Source organism: Streptococcus oralis, assembly GCF_019929365.1.
Lineage (GTDB): Bacteria > Bacillota > Bacilli > Lactobacillales > Streptococcaceae > Streptococcus > Streptococcus oralis_BT.
This window is the reverse complement of record NZ_JAHZPH010000007.1, coordinates 32470-50757: the sequence shown is the minus strand read 5'-3', so window position 1 is coordinate 50757 and position 18288 is coordinate 32470. Positions and strand designations below refer to the sequence as shown.

Here is an 18288-nt window from a genome sequence, read left to right as displayed (position 1 = left end):
ATGAAAAAGAGAAAAGAACAGTTTCAAAAAAACCTAAAGTATTCTATTCGTAAATTGACTGTTGGAGTTGGTCCTGTAGCAATCGGGGCCTTTCTTGTTGGTGCCAGCCTGTTATTAACTGGTAAAGTCCAAGCAGATGAATTAGCTGAAGTGAATTCAGTCCATTATCGATATTTGACAGAGCAAGAATTAACCGAATCTGAAAAAGTCTTGATTCATCATGAAGTTCCTACAGAATTTCATGATGAAGATATTATTTATGTGGTTTATCGCAAGAAGGCAACTAACAGTCAACAACTTCCCTATACAGGAAGTAAAGAATTTGCTTTAGCAGGTTTTGGTCTTGCAACAGCATCTTTAGCTGTTTTTTTGGTGTCTAAAAAACAGCGTCGGAAAGTTCTTGGAGTGCTTTTGATTAGTTCTCTTGGTGTCAGCAACTTCATTCCTTTTGCTACTTTTGCCTTTGAGAATAAAGAATTACTTTCTTACAATCAAACGATCTCGGCCTCTTCAAATGAAGAACTAACGAAAGGTGTGATCGATATTGGAGGATATGAGTATATTGGTTATTTTAAAGGAACTGACATAAAAGTAGCTAGTTTTTCTAAAAAAGGGAAGCTCCTCGATCAAGATAGTTTGCCAGCGTACACTGAAAAGCTTGAACGTAAAGGCACTCAGGGACTAGGCCAAGAGAGCGAATCCCTTGTTCAAGACAATTCCCCAGCGTACACTGAAAAGCTTGCAAGCAAAGGCACCCAGGAAGCTGGTCAAGAAGGTCAATCCCTCGTTCAAGATAGTTTGCCAGCCTATACTGGAAAACTTGAAAGCAAAGGTACTCAGGAATCCGGTCAAGAAGGTGACTCCCTTGTTCAAGATAGTTTGCCAGCCTATACTGGAAAACTTGAAAGCAAAGGCACTCAAGAAGTAGGTAAAGAAGGCGACTCCCTCGTTCAAGATAGTTTGTCAGCCTATACTGGAAAACTTGAAAGTAAGGGTACTCAAGAAGTAGGTAAAGAAGGCGACTCCCTTATCCAAGATAGTTTACTAGCCTACACTGAAAAGCTTGAAAGTAAGGGTACTCAGGAAACTGGTAAGGAAGGTGACTCCCTTGTCCAAGATAGTTTGCCAGCCTATACCGAAAAACTTGAAAGCAAGGGCACTCAGGAAACTGGCAAGGAAGGTCACTCCCTTGTTCAAGAGGACCTTCCAGAATATACAGTAACTGAAGGAACAATTACTAAAGACACAATCGCAGAGATTGACTACCAGACGGAAATCATTGATGATCCTACAAAATACACTGACGAAGAAACAGTGGTTCAAAACGGTGAAAAAGGGATCCAAGTCACCAAAACGACTTATAAAACTGTCGAAGGTGTTGAGACTGACCAAGTTTTAAATACAACAACCACTGTCATCAAAAAATCAGTCACTAAAAAAATAAGTCGTGGTACGAAACCAATAGAAGGAACTTTTGTAGAAGAAAGTCTTGAAAAAATTCCGTTTAAAGAGATAGTCGAAGAAGACGCGCAATTGAAAAAGGGCGATAAAGTTACGGTCCAAGAAGGAAAAGACGGTCAGAAAAAGGTTATCAGAACCTACAAGACCATCAAAGGAATCAAGACGCAGGAGACTCCTGAAATTCTTGAACAGGTCATCGAGTTAGCCCAAGACCGTATTGTTAAACTAGGTACCAAAAACTTCGAAAAGCCAGTGTTGACTTTTTCAAGGGTTGATATTCAGGATTTGAAACGCTCATCTCAGATTCACTATAATCTGGAAAATCCAAGTAAGGCAGCAATTAAATCGATCACTTTAACCCTGAAAAAAGGCGACGAAGTCGTCAAAACCATGACGGTTTCACCGGATAACTTGACTGCAACTCTAACAGATTTGCAGTATTACAAGGATTATAAACTCGAAACAAAAATGGTTTATGATCGTGGTGAAGGAAACGAGGAAGAAATTCTCAAAGAAGAACCACTGAGAATTGATTTAAAAAAGGTCGAAGTTAAAAATATAAAAGAAACAAGCCTCATAAGTGTTGACGACAATGGCGTGGAAACGGATAGTAGTTTCTTAACTTCTGTTCCAAGTGATGTAAGGCCCTACTATCTAAAAATTGCTACACGTGATAATAAGGTGACGCGTCTTGCGATTGACAAAATTGAAGAAGTGACAGTCGATGGAAAAACGCTTTATAAGCTCACTGCCAAAGCGCCTGATCTCGTTCAGCATACAGATGGCAACCAGCTCAGTGAAGAATACATCCATTACTTTGCCAAACCGAAAACTCATGAGGGGAATGTCTACTACGATTTCAAGGAACTTGTAAAAGCAATGCAGGCCAATCCATCTGGTGAATTTAAAATTGGTGCGGACTTGAATGCGGTCAATGTTCCTGCAGCTGGTAAATCATATGTAACGACGAAGTTCCGAGGCAAGCTATCAAGTGTAGACGGTCAACGATACACGATTCATAACATGGAACGTCCACTATTAGGTGATACCGAAGGCGCCCACATCCATGACCTTAACCTTGGTAAGGTAAACATTCATATGCCATGGGCAAATAGAGTTGCTCCCTTGGCTGCTGTTGTAAAAAACACAACGATCAATAATGTGAAAGTAACGGGTACAGTTGTTGGAAATAATGACGTATCAGGTTTGATCAATAAAATTGATAATAACGGCAGATTAACAAATGTGGCATTCATTGGTAAGCTTCATGCTGGTGGGAATCAAGGCGCCTTTCTTGCTGGAATTGTTGGAGAAAACTGGAAAGGTTCTGTTGAGAAGGCCTATGTTGATGCACAGATAACAGGTAATAAAGCGAAAGTTGCGGGCATCGCCTATTGGTCACAAAATGGTGGGGACAACAATGCGGTTTATCGGGACGGAGCCATTAAAAAATCTGTAGCTAAAGGTACTATCGATGTGAGAGAACCGATTAGCGCGGGTGGTATTGTAGGAAGTACAAATGCCTTGGGCTCCGTTGAAGATACTGTTTCAATGATGAAAGTTAAGAACGGTGAGATTTTCTATGGCTCATCTGATATTGATGATGATCCTTATTGGACAGGTGACCGCTTAAACCGAAACTTTGTTGTTACTGGTGTGAGTGAAGGAAAATCTTCATATAGATATTCTAAACAACAGCATCGTATTAAGCCTATTTCGCAAGAAGAAGCAGACAAGAAAATTGCTGCTCTGGGAATCACAGCGCATGAGTATGAAATCAATGAGCCTGTTGTAGATAAATTAAACCGTTTGACACACCGTGAAGACGAGTACAAGGCCATTCAAGACTACAGAGCTGACCGTGAACTTGCCTATCGCAATATTGAAAAATTACAACCATTCTATAATAAGGAGTGGATTGTCAATCAGGCTAATAAACTAGATGCTAGCTCAAACTTGGTGACCAAAGAAGTCCTTTCTGTTACTGGTTTGAAAAATGGGCAGTTTGTAACAGACTTGTCAGCTATTGATCAGATCATGATTCACTATGCTGATGGTACCAAAGAAGAATTGGCCGTTACTGCCAAAGCTGACTCTGATGTAAAACAAGTCAAAGAGTACGAAGTGACCAACCAGAATATTGTTTATACGCCAAATGTGCTAGTGAAAGATCGTGCTGGTTTGATTGCAAAGGCAAAAGAAACATTATCCAGTGTGGAGTTGATTTCTCCTGAAGTGCGCGCTCTTATGGATAAGCGGAACAAACCGCAAGAAAACACGGATGAACGAAAAAATGGTTACATTCGCGATTTATTCTTAGAAGAAAGTTTTGATGAAGTAAAACAAAATCTTGGAAACTTGGTGAAACAAATTGTTGAAAATGAAGATCATCAACTAAATGATGATGAAGCAGCTCAACGTGCTTTCATTAAGAAAGTTGAAGACAATAAGGCCAACATTATGATGGGGCTTGCTTATTTGAACCAATACTATGGCATTAAATATGATGGATTGTCGATCAAAGATATTATGATGTTTAAACCAGATTTTTATGGTAAGAACGTGAATGTCTTAGATCGCTTAATCACCATCGGCTCAAAGGAGAACAATCTTAAGGGCGACCAATCCCAAGATGCGTATAGTCGAGTGATTGCAGGTGCTACAGGTAAAGGAAGCCTTCATGAGTTTCTAACATATAACATGAAATTGTTTACAAATGAAACCGATATGAATGTTTGGTTTAAAAAGGCAATTGAAAAGAATGCTTATGTGGTAGAACAGCCATCATTGAACCCCGATTTTGCTCATAAGAAGTATCGTCTGTATGAAGGGATTAATAATGGCGTGCATGGTCGGATGATTCTGCCTCTATTAAACCTGAAGAACTCGCATCTCTTCATGATTTCGACCTATAATACCATTTCTTTTAGTGCTTTTGAAAAATATGGTAAGAATACTGAAGAGGCTCGTGAAGCCTTCAAGAGTGAAATCAATAAGAGAGCAAAAGAGCAGGTAAACTACTTAGACTTTTGGTCAAAATTAGCTGCTGATAATGTACGCAATAAGCTCCTCAAGAGTGAAAATAGTGTTCCAACACCTGTTTGGGATAATCATGATGCGCCGGGTATCGGTTGGGCAAACCGATATGGTCACAAGGATGGGAAACCAGATTATGCTCCGATTCGAGAGTTCTTTGGACGGATTCATAAATATCATGGCTATCAGTATGGATATGGTGCTTACGCTTATATCTTTGCCACTCCAAATCAGCAAGATGCTGTCTACTTTGTTATGACAGAGTTGATAAGTGATTTTGGTACATCGGCCTTTACGCATGAAACGACTCACGTGAATGATCGTATGGCTTACTATGGCGGTTGGTACCATCGTGAAGGAACGGACTTAGAGTCCTTTGCGCAAGGTATGCTCCAGTCACCATCGTTGACAAATCCAAATGGTGAATACGGTGCCTTAGGTTTGAACATGGCTTATGAACGTCAAAATGATGGCAATCAAATCTACAATTATGATCCAAATAAGTTAAAAAACCGTGAAGAAATTGATCACTATATGAAGAACTATAACGAGGCTCTGATGATGCTGGACCATCTAGAAGCAGATGCAGTTATTGGAAAACACTTGGACGACAACAGCAAGTGGTTCAAGAAGATGGACCGAGAATGGCGTACGAACGCTGAGCGAAACAATCTGAAAGGCGAGCCACATCAATGGGATAAGTTACGTGATTTAACGGATAATGAGAAGAAATTGACGATTACGAGCATTGATCAATTGGTTGTTCATAACTTCGTTACAAAACATGGCATGCCAGGGAATGGACGTTATCGTTCGGAAGGTTTTGACAGTGCTTACCAAACCGTAAATATGATGTCGGGTATCTTTGGTGGTAATACTAGCAAGAGTACAGTTGGTTCGATTTCATTCAAACATAATGCTTTCCGTATGTGGGGATACTATGGTTATCTTAACGGATTTATTGGTTACGCTTCAAACAAATATAAGGCGGAAGCTAACAAGGAAAACAAAGGGTTGTTGGGTGATGACTTCATTATCAAGAAAGTTTCTAATGGCCAATTTGATACTCTTGAAGCATGGAAGAAACATTGGTATAAAGAAGTCTATGACAAAGCTCAAAACGGCTTCACTACAATCGAAATCAATGGCAGATCTATCTCTACTTATGCTGAGTTGAAGTCCTTATTTGATGAAGCTGTTCAAAAAGACCTAGATAGCATGGAAAATCCAAATATAAAGAATCATTATAAAAATACTGAAGATCTTAAATGGAAGGTTTACAAACAGCTCCTTCAAAAATCAGATGGGTTCTCTGGAAATTTATTTGCCAAAGCATCGTTATAAAGTCGAAATGACTAAAAAGGTGGATCAGCTTAAGCTGCATCTGCCTTTTTGTGCTATACTTAAGATATGCATAGAAAAACAGTGATTGATTTTAGGGCTTTGGGGGAGAGATACACTTTTACCCAGCCGATTAAAGAGTTGAAAACGAGAGATTTATCAGAAGTGGCGGACTTGCTGGCACAGGTGGAGAGCTACCAAGAGCAAGGTTATTATGTGGTGGGCTATGTCAGTTACGAGGCTGCACCTGCATTTGAGGAGAAATTAGCAGTTCATAAAGCTCCTTTACTGGCAGAGTATCTGCTATATTTTACCGTTCACGATAGGGTGGAAACATCGTCTATTCCTCTGACTTATGAGGAAGTAGACCTGCCTTCAAAGTGGCAGGAAGTAACGTCAGCAGAGGACTATGAAAAGGCAATTGCCCAGGTTCACCACCATTTACGTCAGGGAGACACCTATCAGGTCAACTACACCGTCCAACTCAAGCAAGACTTGAGTGCCAATCCTTTTGCCATCTACAATCGCATGGTGGTAGAGCAGGAGGCGGGATATAATGCCTATGTTGAACACGATGAGATGGCAGTGATTTCCATGAGTCCAGAGCTCTTTTTTGAGCAAAATGACCGTGAGTTGACAACGCGACCAATGAAGGGAACAACCCAGCGTGGGGTGACTGACCAAGAAGACCTTGCCCAAGCTAGCTGGCTAGAACAGGATCCTAAAAATCGCTCTGAAAATATGATGATTGTGGATCTCTTGCGCAATGACATGAACCGTATTTCTGAAGTGGGCAGTGAGCGTGTAGAACGTCTTTGTCAAGTGGAGCAGTATTCGACTGTTTGGCAGATGACTTCGACCATCAAGAGTCGGTTGCGAGAGGATGTGGACTTGGTTGCCGTTTTTCGGTCTCTCTTTCCTTGTGGTTCCATAACGGGTGCACCCAAAATTGCGACCATGGAAATCATCAAGGACTTGGAGCCACAACCCAGAGGAGTTTACTGCGGAACGATTGGTATCTTGCTTCCAAATGGGCGCCGGATTTTTAATGTCGCCATTCGGACTATTCAACTCTATATGGGCCAAGCTATCTATGGAGTTGGCGGAGGGATTACTTGGGATAGTACTTGGGAATCTGAATACCGAGAGGTTCATCAAAAGGCGGCTGTTCTCTATCGTAAACAAGCACGTTTCCAATTGATTACTACTGGGAAAATCAGCCAAAAACAACTGCTTTTTAAAAATCAACATCTGGAAAGACTGAGACAGGCTAGTCGTTATTTTGCCTATCCTTTTGATCCAGAAGATTTGAGACAAAAGATAAAGGAAGAGTGTCAAGCTTGCGATTCCCACCAAGACCATCGTTTGCGAATTACCCTCAGCAAGTCTGGAGAGCTAGAACTCAGTCGCCAAATCTTAACACCCCTTAGTCCAAGTTTTTGTCAGGCTAAACTCTGTTTACAGGAAGCGGATTTACAGCGACCCTTTACCTACTTTAAAACAACTCACAGACCACACTTAAGTCTAGGGAAACAGGAAATCATTTACCATAATGTAGCAGGAGAATTGCTTGAAACCTCTATTGGAAATCTGGTTCTGAAAATCGCTGGGAAGTTCTACACACCGCCTATCAATCTTGGCATCTTGCCAGGAATCTATCGTCAGCATTTGCTGGAAACAGGACAGGTAGAAGAGAAAGTCTTAATCTTGAAAGATCTGGCCCAAGCAGAAGCTGTCTATGGCTGTAATGCGGTCAGAGGCTTATATGAGTTGGAAGTGATATAACTATGGATTTTTCAATTAAGTTTTAGATTTATTTCTGAATATTTAATATTTGATTTGAAAGTAAAATAAAGTATATGGTATACTATAGGTATAAATCATTAAAGTAATGGAGATTTTTATGAAAAAATCAAAAAAAATTTTAGTAACCAGCTTAGCAACTGCAACACTGGGGCTTATTTCATTTGCAGATACAACTGGAGACTTTCCTTTTTCGGCTCAGCATGTTTCTGCTCAAGAAAAGGATGCATCTAAAAACGGTAAGATTGTAAAAGAGAATACAACTTCGGCGCCAAATCAAGCTGAGAAATCGAAAACACCAGCGCAAAAACCTGCTGAGAAATCGAAAACACCAGCGCAAAAACCTGCTGAGAAATCGAAAACACCAGCGCAAAAGCCTGCTGAGAAACCAAAAACACCAGCTCAAAACCCTGCTGAGAAACCAAAAACACCAGCACCAAAACTCGCGCCGAAGCCGGCACCAAAACCCGCATCGAAGCCGGCACCAAAACCCGCGCCGAAGCCGGCACCAAAACCCGCGCCGAAGCCGGCACCAAAACCCGCGTCGAAGCCAGCACCAAAACCAGCGCCGAAACCAGCGCCAAAACCAGCTCCAAAGCCAGCACCAAAACCAGCTGAGAAACCGAAAACGCCAGCTCAAAAACCTGCTGAGAAACCAAAAACACCAGCACCAAAACCTGCTGAGAAACCGAAAACACCAGCACCAAAACCAGCTGAGAAACCGAAAACGCCAGCTCAAAAACCAGCTGAGAAACCAAAAACACCAGCACCGAAACCTGCTGAGAAACCGAAAACACCAGCACCAAAACCGACTGAAAAAGCTAAAGAAACAACTCCTAAACAGGATAAATCACAATCTAAAGTTCAGTCTGGCTGGGTAGGAAATTACTACCTCAAATCAGATGGAAAGAGAGCTAAAAATGAATGGGTAGATGGTGGTCGTTATTATGTTGATTCTGATGGAAAAAAGGTTAAAAGTGACTGGATTTATGATAAAAACTATGGTTCATATTATTATCTAACAGCAGAAGGAAGCTCTGCTCGTAATAAATGGGTAGGTAGATATTATCTCAAATCAGATGGTAAGATGGCCAAGAATGAATGGGTAGATGGTGGCCGTTATTATGTTGAATCAGATGGTAAAATGGCTAGGGATAAATGGGTAGATGGTGGCCGTCACTATGTAGGATACGATGGTGTGCGGCAACCAAAACTAGATGGGAAGCAGTACAATGCTGCTTTAAATAAAGCGAAAAGCTATAATTCGGTTTTACATATGTCAAAAAAAGATCTCTATGGCCAATTAACGTGGAATGGTTTTTCAAGTTCAGCAGCGCAGTATGCCATCGATCACTTGAATGCAGATTACAAAGCAAATGCCTTAATTAAAGCAAGAGAATACCGAAAATATAACCATTTATCAAAGACAGAGATTTATGAGTGGCTAACTTCTTCTTATGTTGGAAAATTTACAAAAGAAGAAGCCAACTATGCAATTCAACATTTAGGTGACTAATTTTTACAAATAGTGAAGTAAATGAGATGTTTTAATTTTGGCTTGTAGCCTGCAAACCTTTGCACAAAAGAGACGATTTTGTTATACTATATCTGTAAGCATTTTCAATTAAAAAGGAGAAGACGATGAGTCAAAAGATTATTGGGATTGACCTTGGTGGAACATCTATCAAGTTTGCAATTTTAACTCAAGAGGGAGAAATCCAAGAAAAATGGTCTATTAAGACCAATATTTTGGACGAAGGAAGCCATATCGTAGATGATATGATTGAGTCTATTCAGCATCGTTTGGACTTGCTTGGATTGTCAGCTACGGATTTCCGAGGGATTGGGATGGGATCACCTGGTGTGGTTGACCGTGAAAAAGGAACTGTTATCGGTGCCTACAACCTCAACTGGAAAACCCTTCAACCAATTAAAGAAAAGATTGAAAAAGCCTTGGGTATTCCATTCTTCATTGATAATGATGCCAACGTAGCTGCTCTTGGTGAGCGCTGGATGGGTGCTGGTGACAACCAACCAGACGTTGTCTTTATGACACTTGGTACAGGTGTTGGTGGTGGTATCGTCGCTGAAGGAAAACTGCTCCACGGTGTTGCTGGTGCGGCAGGAGAGCTTGGTCACATCACTGTTGACTTTGACCAACCAATCGCATGTACCTGTGGTAAAAAAGGCTGTCTTGAGACAGTTGCTTCTGCAACAGGGATTGTCAACTTGACTCGTCGTTACGCTGATGAATATGAAGGCGATGCAGCCTTGAAACGCTTGATTGACGATGGTGAAGAAGTAACAGCCAAAACTGTCTTTGACCTTGCAAAAGAAGGAGACGACCTTGCCTTGATCGTTTACCGTAACTTTTCACGTTACTTGGGTATTGCATGTGCTAACATCGGATCAATCCTCAACCCCTCAACTATCGTTATCGGTGGTGGTGTGTCAGCTGCAGGAGAATTTCTTCTACAAGGTGTTCAAAAAGTTTACGACGAAAATACTTTCCCACAGGTACGCACCTCTACAAAATTGGCTCTTGCAACTCTAGGAAATGATGCTGGAGTTATCGGGGCAGCATCACTTGTATTGCAATAAGATAATAAAAAGGGGGAAACACTACTTTAAAGCCAGTGATTTTCCTCCTTTCTTTTTTTATGCTATACTAGTTAAGACTACAAAAGAGGTAAACGTAAATGACAAAAGCAGATACGATTTTTAAAGAGAATATTGAACGAATCCTCAAAGACGGTGTCTTTTCTGAGCAGGCTCGTCCTAAGTACAAGGATGGGACTGTTGCCAACTCCAAGTACATAACGGGTGCCTTTGCGGAGTATGATTTGTCTAAGGGGGAATTTCCCATCACAACCTTGCGTCCCATTGCTATCAAATCCGCTATTAAGGAAGTGCTTTGGATCTATCAGGATCAGTCTAATAGCCTAGAAGTATTGAATAGCAAGTACAATGTTCACTACTGGAATGACTGGGAAGTGGAAGATACGGGAACCATTGGTGAGCGCTATGGGGCGGTCGTTAAGAAGCACGACATCATTAATAAGATTCTCAAGCAGTTGGAAGCTAACCCTTGGAATCGTCGCAATATCATCTCTCTCTGGGATTATCAAGCTTTTGAGGAGACGGACGGCCTCCTTCCATGCGCCTTTCAGACCATGTTTGATGTCCGTCGTGTTGATGGGGAAATCTATTTGGATGCGACCTTGACCCAGCGTTCTAACGATATGCTGGTGGCCCATCACATCAATGCTATGCAGTATGTGGCTCTTCAAATGATGATTGCTAAACACTTTGGCTGGAAAGTAGGGAAGTTCTTCTACTTTATTAATAATCTCCATATCTATGATAATCAGTTTGAACAAGCAGAGGAATTGCTCCGTCGTGAGCCGTCAAACTGCCAACCACGTTTGGTCTTGAATGTACCAGATGGGACCAATTTCTTTGATATCAAAGCGGAGGATTTTGAGTTGGTTGACTATGATCCAGTCAAGCCACAACTGAAGTTTGATTTGGCTATTTAATAACATAAAAAGAAGTTGAGATTTCTCAACTTCTTTTGTTGCTTAATGTGATACGCGACGGCGAGCTGCTTTTTTGCGATTTTCTTCGATGAAAGCTGCTTTTTGCTCTTCTGGCTCAATCACTTTCTTTTTAATTGCGTATACTGCACCTGCAACGGCAGCGACAGTTCCTGCGACACCTGTTACAAGACCTTTAGCGAATCCTTTAGCCATGAGTCTTCCTCCTTTATCTTCCCGATCAGCCAGGCTCCTCAAGTGGTAGCATTTTTCTGACTGACCTTTTTATGATATAATAATAGTAACGAAAAAATGGGAATTTTTCAAGGAAAAAAGATGAAAATAAAAATAATTGTAATTGTTGGACCGACTGCTGTTGGAAAGACAGCCCTTGCTATTGAAGTAGCCAAGCGCTTTGGTGGAGAGGTAGTTAGCGGTGACAGTCAGCAAGTATACAGAGGGCTGGATATTGGGACGGCCAAGGCTAGCCCAGAGGAGCAAGCTGCTGTTCCTCATCATTTGATTGATGTCAGGGAGGTGACCGAGTCTTACTCGGCTTTTGATTTTGTTTCAGAAGCTAAAAAGGCTATAGAGGACATTCAAAGTCGAGGAAAACTAGCTATTATTGCTGGTGGAACAGGGCTTTATATCCAGAGCTTGCTGGAAGGCTACCATCTGGGTGGAGAGACGCCCCATGAGGAGATTTTAGCCTATCGAGCTAGTTTAGAGCCTTATTCAGATGAAGAATTAGCCCATCTTGTGGAGCAAGCAGGTCTTGAAATTCCCCAGTTTAACCGTCGTCGTGCCATGCGTGCCTTGGAGATTGCCCATTTTGGTCAGGATTTGGAAAATCAGGAAAGTCCTTATGAACCACTGATTATTTGCTTGGATGATGAACGCAGTCAGCTTTATGAACGGATTAACCATCGTGTGGATTTGATGTTTGAGGCTGGATTATTGGATGAAGCCAAGTGGCTCTTTGAGCACTATCCAGATGTACAGGCAGCTAAAGGCATTGGCTACAAGGAACTCTTTCCTTATTTCCGCGGGGAGCAAACTTTGGATGAAGCTAGTGAGAGTCTCAAGCAGGCGACTCGTCGTTTTGCCAAGCGTCAGTTGACCTGGTTCCGTAATCGCATGCAGGTTACCTTTTATCAGATAGGAGAGCGTGGAGTTCAGGACCGTATTTTAAGCCAGATAGAGGAGTTTTTAGATGATTGAAACGGAGAAAAAAGAGGAACGGGTCCTACTCATTGGTGTAGAACTGCAGGGAATGGACAATTTTGACCTCTCCATGGAAGAATTGGCCAGCCTGGCTAAGACAGCTGAGGCAGTCGTTGTGGACAGCTACAGGCAAAAACGTGAAAAGTATGACTCCAAGACCTTCGTCGGTTCTGGTAAGTTGGAAGAAATTGCGCTCATGGTGGATGCAGAAGAGATTAATACTGTCATTGTCAACAACCGTCTGACTCCACGGCAAAATGTCAATTTAGAAGAAGTTCTAGGGGTCAAGGTTATTGACCGTATGCAGTTGATTCTGGATATCTTTGCCATGCGGGCTCGAAGCCATGAAGGGAAACTCCAAGTGCATTTGGCTCAGCTCAAGTATCTCTTACCTCGCTTGGTTGGTCAGGGGATTATGCTCAGCCGTCAGGCAGGGGGAATTGGTTCCCGTGGACCTGGTGAAAGTCAGCTGGAACTGAACCGTCGTAGTGTTCGCAATCAAATCACAGATATCGAGCGTCAGCTTAAAGTGGTGGAGAAAAATCGGGCGACAGTCAGAGAAAAACGTCTGGAGTCAAGCACCTTTAAGATTGGTTTGATTGGCTACACCAATGCTGGGAAATCAACTATCATGAACACCTTGACCAGTAAGACCCAGTATGAAGCAGACGAGCTCTTTGCGACTCTGGATGCGACGACAAAGAGTATCCATCTGGGGGGCAATCTTCAAGTGACTTTAACGGACACTGTTGGATTTATTCAAGACTTGCCGACAGAGTTAGTGTCTAGTTTCAAGTCGACTTTGGAAGAAAGCAAGCATGTGGATCTTCTGGTTCATGTCATCGATGCCAGCAATTCTTATCACGAGGAACATGAAAAAACAGTCCTGTCCATCATGAAAGACCTGAACATGGAGGATATTCCTCGCCTGACTCTTTACAATAAAGCGGATTTGGTGGAGGATTTCACGCCTACTCAAACGCCGTATGCATTGATTTCAGCTAAGTCTAAAGATAGTCGAGAACAGTTGCAGGCTTTATTTTTAGAGAAAATCAAGGATATTTTCGAACCCTTTACCCTGCGCGTGCCCTTTTCTAAGTCCTATAAGATTCATGATTTGGAAAGTGTAGCGATTCTTGAAGAGCGCGACTATCAAGATGACGGTGAAGTGATTACAGGCTACATTTCTGAGAAAAATAAATGGAGGTTAGAGGAATTTTATGACTGATATTAAAACCTTGGCTCTAAAGTATGGGGGTTATACAAGTCTGGATAAGGTCTATCTGGATCAGCTTCTAGCTGGCAAAACAGAACAAGAGCAGTTGGCACTTATCACCCCTCCTCCGAGTGTAGTCAATGCTTACTTTGCTGAACTCTACCAGAAAAAGAGTCCTCAAGCTGCGACGGATTATTTTGCAGAACTCAGTCAGGAACTGAACCTCTACAATGCTGAGCCAAGTTTCACCTTTGAAAACAAGCCTTTTATTCGGCTTAATTTATCTGGCAAATCTTTTGGTTTTTGCTATGAGAGGGAGGGACTTTGTCGCATTTTCTCAGAAGCTGAGGAAGCAATCACAGATAACTTGCTTTTTGAGATTGCGCAAATTTTCCCCCATCAACTCGTCTTTGAAGAGTCTGGAAAGATTTACATGAAAGCTGTCGGAGATGAGGAAGTTGTTAGTGTCAAAAATCTCACAGCCTTGACAGATTTGGAAAGTTTAGTAGATGGTCGCAAGCGTCTCAAAGGCTACAGCCAAGAGGATTTACTGCAAGAAGCTGCTGCTTTTTCTGGCAAGCGCTATTTCCGATCGGAAAACCGCACAGCCATGTTATATATTGATTAATTAGAAAGTATCGAATGGATATTCAATTTTTAGGAACAGGGGCTGGTCAGCCCTCTAAAGCCCGCAACGTCTCTAGTCTCGCCCTGAAACTCTTGGACGAGATTAACGAAGTTTGGCTCTTTGACTGTGGAGAAGGAACGCAAAATCGCATTCTGGAAACCACGATTCGACCACGGAAGGTCAGCAAAATCTTTATCACCCACCTGCATGGAGACCACATCTTTGGCTTGCCAGGATTTCTCTCTAGCCGTGCTTTTCAGGCCAATGAAGAGCAGACAGATTTGGAAATCTATGGTCCCCAAGGAATCAAGTCTTTCGTCTTGACTAGTCTTCGTGTATCAGGTTCTCGCCTGCCTTATAAAATTCATTTTCATGAGTTTGACCAAGATTCTCTAGGGAGAATCCTTGAGACCGATAAATTTACTGTATATGCAGAGGAGTTGGACCACACTATTTTCTGTGTTGGCTATCGCGTTATGCAAAAGGACCTAGAAGGTACCTTGAATGCTGAAAAACTCAAAGCTGCAGGTGTGCCATTTGGCCCGCTTTTTGGAAAAATCAAAAGCGGTCAGGATGTTGTTCTCGAAGACGGAACTGAAATCAAGGCAGCTGACTATATCTCAGCACCACGACCTGGCAAGGTAGTTACTATTCTTGGAGACACCCGAAAAACCAATGCCAGTGTGCGTCTAGGCGTCAATGCTGATGTCCTGGTCCATGAGTCAACTTATGGAAAGGGCGATGAGAAAATTGCCCGTAACCATGGTCACTCAACCAATATGCAGGCTGCGCAAGTAGCAGCAGAAGCAGGAGCCAAGCGCCTCTTGCTCAATCATATCAGTGCTCGTTTCCTTTCAAAAGATATCAGTCAGCTCAAGAAAGATGCGGCAACTGTTTTTGAAAATGTCCACGTGGTTAAAGACTTGGAAGAAGTGGAAATCTAGCAGTTATTGAAAGGATAAGTATGTCTACTATTCTCATTACAGGGGCTAGCGGTGACCTAGCTCAAGAAATAGTCAAACTCTTGCCAGATGACCAACTCATCTTACTAGGTAGAAACAAGGAAAAACTGTCGGAGCTATATGGAAATCATCCCCATGTAGAATTGATTGAAATCGATATTACTGATGACTCGATCCTAGAAGATCTGGTAGCTGACCTCTATCTCCGTTATGGTAAAATTGATGTCTTAATCAACAATGCTGGCTATGGAATTTTTGAAGACTTTGATCAGATTTCTAATCAAGACATTCACCAGATGTTTGAGGTCAATACCTTTGCTCTGATGAATCTGTCTCGTCGTCTTGCGGCTCGTATGAAGGAGAGGGGAAAAGGGCATATCATCAATATCGTCAGCATGGCAGGTTTGATAGCGACTAGCAAGTCCAGTCTCTACTCAGCGACAAAGTTTGCAGCGATTGGATTTTCAAACGCTCTGCGCCTCGAACTTATGCCCTATGGTGTTTATGTAACAACAGTCAATCCAGGTCCAATCCGAACAGGATTTTTTGACCAGGCAGACCCAGATGGCAGCTACCTCAAGTCTGTTGATCGATTTCTCTTAGAACCAGATGTGGTTGCTAAAAAAATCGTCAAGACCATAGGAAAAAACAAACGAGAACTCAATCTTCCACTTTTGCTCAATTTAGCCCACAAATTTTATAGCCTCTTTCCTAAACTAGCTGATAAGTTGGCAGGGGGAATCTTTAATTATAAGTGAGAAAGCTGTTCCCTTGAGGAATGGCTTTTTGCTTTAATAAGGAGGAGTTGTTGATCAAAAATAATCCCTGAAAATACTGGTAGTTTATCTCTATTTGATAGTTTTGGAGTATAATTGAGATAAGAAAGTTCATTAGATAAATGAAGTCCCAAACCAGCTAGCTTACCCTAGATAATGCCCTATGTATAGCCGGAGGTTGACAATGGAATTATTGACAATTGACCAAATTATTTCCATTATTGAGGAAGCAATGCAAGGGCTTGACCCTGAGATAAGAGAAGGAATTGTCCCGAGCCATACTGAAGTGCCTGTGTCTGAACTGGATCGTTTGAAAAAACAACTGCAAATACAAGATTTGGATCCGATTTTTAGGAAGTATATTTTGGCCTATAACTGGGGGCAGGTCGGTTTTTTAAGTTACCAGTTTGGATATGGGGACGACACTAGTCTTACTTGGCTGATCAATCGCAATTTGGAATACCACGATTACTCGACTCTACAAGAAAGAGGCTTGATCATCATTGCAAATGGAGATCCCTACACTATTTTGCTGGATTGTCAATCTGGGGCGGTCTATGCTCTTGATGCAGAGATGAACTATGATGAAAAAATATGGCTGACACCAGATTTTCTAGCATTTGTTAGAGCCATGGGAACGGCCCAATCTGCAGTTTGGAAGGGTTGTGAAAGTGACTTCATCCACTTGATGACTAGAATAGGTCATGCGTCCAGTTTGATATTTTGGCAGAGTCTGGTCGGGTTTTATGATTGAAAATAGAAGGAGCAGGTCATGGAATTTATTGTAGCTGAGGAAGGGATTCCTCAAAATATCGGATGTCAGGGAGCCCTGATTGCCTATTATGGCAGTGAGATAGAATTTCATTATGAAACCGTTCCACCACACGGTGATGAGATTTTTTCTGCCAGGTTGCCTTTGTTGGGGCTTGATCTGCCCTTTTGGATCTATGGGAGAAATCTCATATTTTTAGATGCTTACTACCTCTTAGCAGAAACAGTTAAGAAAGGGACTTGGAATCCCATAACGAGTATGCTCATCAACATTCATACGGGGGAATACGCCAGCCTAGACTACTGGTACAATCATATATCTATTGAGCAAAACGGTCTTGAGTTGAAAAATGATTATGATGGACAAGTCCTGACTTTGAAAACGGTTGACAAACTTCATTGGCTTGCCCTAGATGCTGAATCAGAAGAAAGGAACTAAAAATGGCAAAGAAAAGAGTTACATTACCAAAAGAGTTTAAGGATTTAATGGATGAAGGAAATATTGAAGCCCTTAAAGCAGTCTATGACCGTTGTGAATTAACCGCTCATGATGGAAGATTTAGCTTATGTACACCTCTGCATATGGGAGGAGTCCCGGATGAATTGGTTATCTGGCTTGTCGAACAGGGCTTGGATATCAATATCCCTGATTATTATGGAGCGACTCCTTTGTACCGTCAGGCAACCATGGGAAGAGAGACTGTAAAACTCTTGCTCGAATTGGGGGCAGATATTGAAAAAAGCAATACTTATGGAAATACACCTCTGCATATGGCAGCTGAGTTTTTTCATCCTAAGACCGTTGCACTTCTCATAGAAAAGGGAGCAAATGTTAACCCTAAAAATGATAGGGGACAGACTCCACTAGACTCCGTTCTCACTGTCTGTCGGGGAATCTATATTGCCCAAACAGCTGAAATTGCCTCTATGCTGTTGTATGCAGGTGCTAAGAAAACATCTGCTATGAAAGAAAAGGTCGAAAATATCGGTAAAGATTTTGAATTTCATAGAGAAGGGATCAATCCCGACTATCTAGAAGCAGCAGATCAGGGTCTAGAAAAACTTTATGCTTTGTTTGATGTCAAGCCGGTAGCCAAACGAATAACCCACGATGGAGTTTCTCCGATTCTCGTAAAAGAAGGTAGCTGGGAGGAGCAATATGAGGAACTATGGTCTTTCTTGATTCCTTCAAGTGGAGCAGCCAAAACTGTTCAGGGAGAAGTTATTCGTATACCAGGTCGAGTTCGAGATGAACTGGATCGCAATGGTGGAGTCAACTGGGACAGGGACTATAGAAAAATGCTTCAAGCTCTCCCTCAATACTTGTCTCTAGGAATCCCCCTTTCAGATCAAGAATTAGAAGAGACTAAAGAGCTTATTGCTCAAGTTCATGGGAAAGATTTTGATGACGAGCCTCGCCTAGACCGCCTGTGTCAGCTAGCTATTGCTTGGATTAAGCAAAATCCTGAACCCCTTCTCCTAGAAAAAACAAGTTATAAGCGGTAAAAAGCATTGGAAGACAGATAAAATAAAG

General features: G+C 41.8%; 14 protein-coding genes. 13 read left to right on the top strand and 1 reads right to left on the bottom strand.

Going from position 1 to position 18288, the window contains the following annotated elements; all coding sequences use genetic code 11:
• The 5 genes from K1I53_RS08110 to K1I53_RS08090 all read left to right on the top strand — a co-directional run bounded on the left by K1I53_RS08110 (window position 1) and on the right by K1I53_RS08090 (window position 11180).
• Window positions 1–5841 (top strand): ZmpA/ZmpB/ZmpC family metallo-endopeptidase, encoded by a 5841-nt coding sequence (locus K1I53_RS08110; protein WP_223329009.1) that lies wholly within the window; start codon window positions 1–3, stop codon window positions 5839–5841.
• Window positions 5842–5907: 66 nt separating this feature from the next.
• Window positions 5908–7623, top strand: coding sequence for an aminodeoxychorismate synthase component I (pabB, locus tag K1I53_RS08105; protein ID WP_223329008.1), 1716 nt, complete (start codon window positions 5908–5910; stop codon window positions 7621–7623).
• A 118-nt stretch (window positions 7624–7741) separates the two neighbouring features.
• Entirely contained in the window at window positions 7742–9157 is a 1416-nt protein-coding gene (locus K1I53_RS08100) for an Ltp family lipoprotein (RefSeq protein WP_223329007.1), read from the top strand.
• A 125-nt stretch (window positions 9158–9282) separates the two neighbouring features.
• Window positions 9283–10242, top strand: coding sequence for an ROK family glucokinase (locus K1I53_RS08095; RefSeq protein WP_000078548.1), 960 nt, complete (start codon window positions 9283–9285; stop codon window positions 10240–10242).
• Between the two features lie 98 nt (window positions 10243–10340).
• The gene (locus K1I53_RS08090) at window positions 10341–11180 is read left to right on the top strand and encodes a thymidylate synthase (protein WP_223329006.1); all 840 of its coding nucleotides are present in this window, start codon (window positions 10341–10343) and stop codon (window positions 11178–11180) included.
• A 42-nt stretch (window positions 11181–11222) separates the two neighbouring features.
• Here the strand turns inward: K1I53_RS08090 and K1I53_RS08085 are convergent, their stop codons facing one another.
• On the bottom strand, window positions 11223–11393 hold the full coding sequence (locus tag K1I53_RS08085) for a DUF3042 family protein (protein ID WP_001051782.1): 171 nt from the start codon (window positions 11391–11393) through the stop codon (window positions 11223–11225).
• A gap of 120 nt (window positions 11394–11513) precedes the next feature.
• Between K1I53_RS08085 and miaA the strand changes: the two genes are divergently transcribed.
• From miaA to K1I53_RS08045, 8 genes are all read left to right on the top strand, one after another.
• On the top strand, window positions 11514–12398 hold the full coding sequence (gene miaA, locus K1I53_RS08080) for a tRNA (adenosine(37)-N6)-dimethylallyltransferase MiaA (RefSeq protein WP_223329005.1): 885 nt from the start codon (window positions 11514–11516) through the stop codon (window positions 12396–12398).
• Window positions 12391–13629 carry a GTPase HflX gene (gene hflX / locus K1I53_RS08075; protein WP_223329004.1) on the top strand — a complete coding sequence of 413 codons (1239 nt, stop codon included), beginning with the start codon at window positions 12391–12393 and terminating at the stop codon, window positions 13627–13629. Before miaA ends, hflX begins: the two co-directional genes overlap by 8 nt.
• A complete protein-coding gene (locus tag K1I53_RS08070) occupies window positions 13622–14245 on the top strand; it encodes a cystathionine beta-lyase (RefSeq protein WP_223329002.1) in 624 nt (207 codons plus the stop codon). Before hflX ends, K1I53_RS08070 begins: the two co-directional genes overlap by 8 nt.
• A gap of 14 nt (window positions 14246–14259) precedes the next feature.
• Complete coding sequence (rnz, locus tag K1I53_RS08065) at window positions 14260–15189, top strand: ribonuclease Z (protein ID WP_223329000.1); 930 nt, start codon at window positions 14260–14262, stop codon at window positions 15187–15189.
• Window positions 15190–15209: 20 nt separating this feature from the next.
• Window positions 15210–15965: an SDR family NAD(P)-dependent oxidoreductase gene (locus K1I53_RS08060; protein ID WP_223328999.1), complete on the top strand. Its 756-nt coding sequence runs from the start codon at window positions 15210–15212 to the stop codon at window positions 15963–15965.
• Between the two features lie 202 nt (window positions 15966–16167).
• Window positions 16168–16737, top strand: a complete 570-nt coding sequence (locus tag K1I53_RS08055; RefSeq protein WP_223328998.1) for an SMI1/KNR4 family protein — start codon at window positions 16168–16170, stop codon at window positions 16735–16737.
• Window positions 16738–16755: 18 nt separating this feature from the next.
• Window positions 16756–17193: a hypothetical protein gene (locus K1I53_RS08050; RefSeq protein ID WP_223328996.1), complete on the top strand. Its 438-nt coding sequence runs from the start codon at window positions 16756–16758 to the stop codon at window positions 17191–17193.
• Window positions 17194–17195: 2 nt separating this feature from the next.
• Window positions 17196–18260, top strand: a complete 1065-nt coding sequence (locus K1I53_RS08045) for an ankyrin repeat domain-containing protein (protein WP_223328995.1) — start codon at window positions 17196–17198, stop codon at window positions 18258–18260.
• Window positions 18261–18288 lie beyond the last annotated feature (28 nt).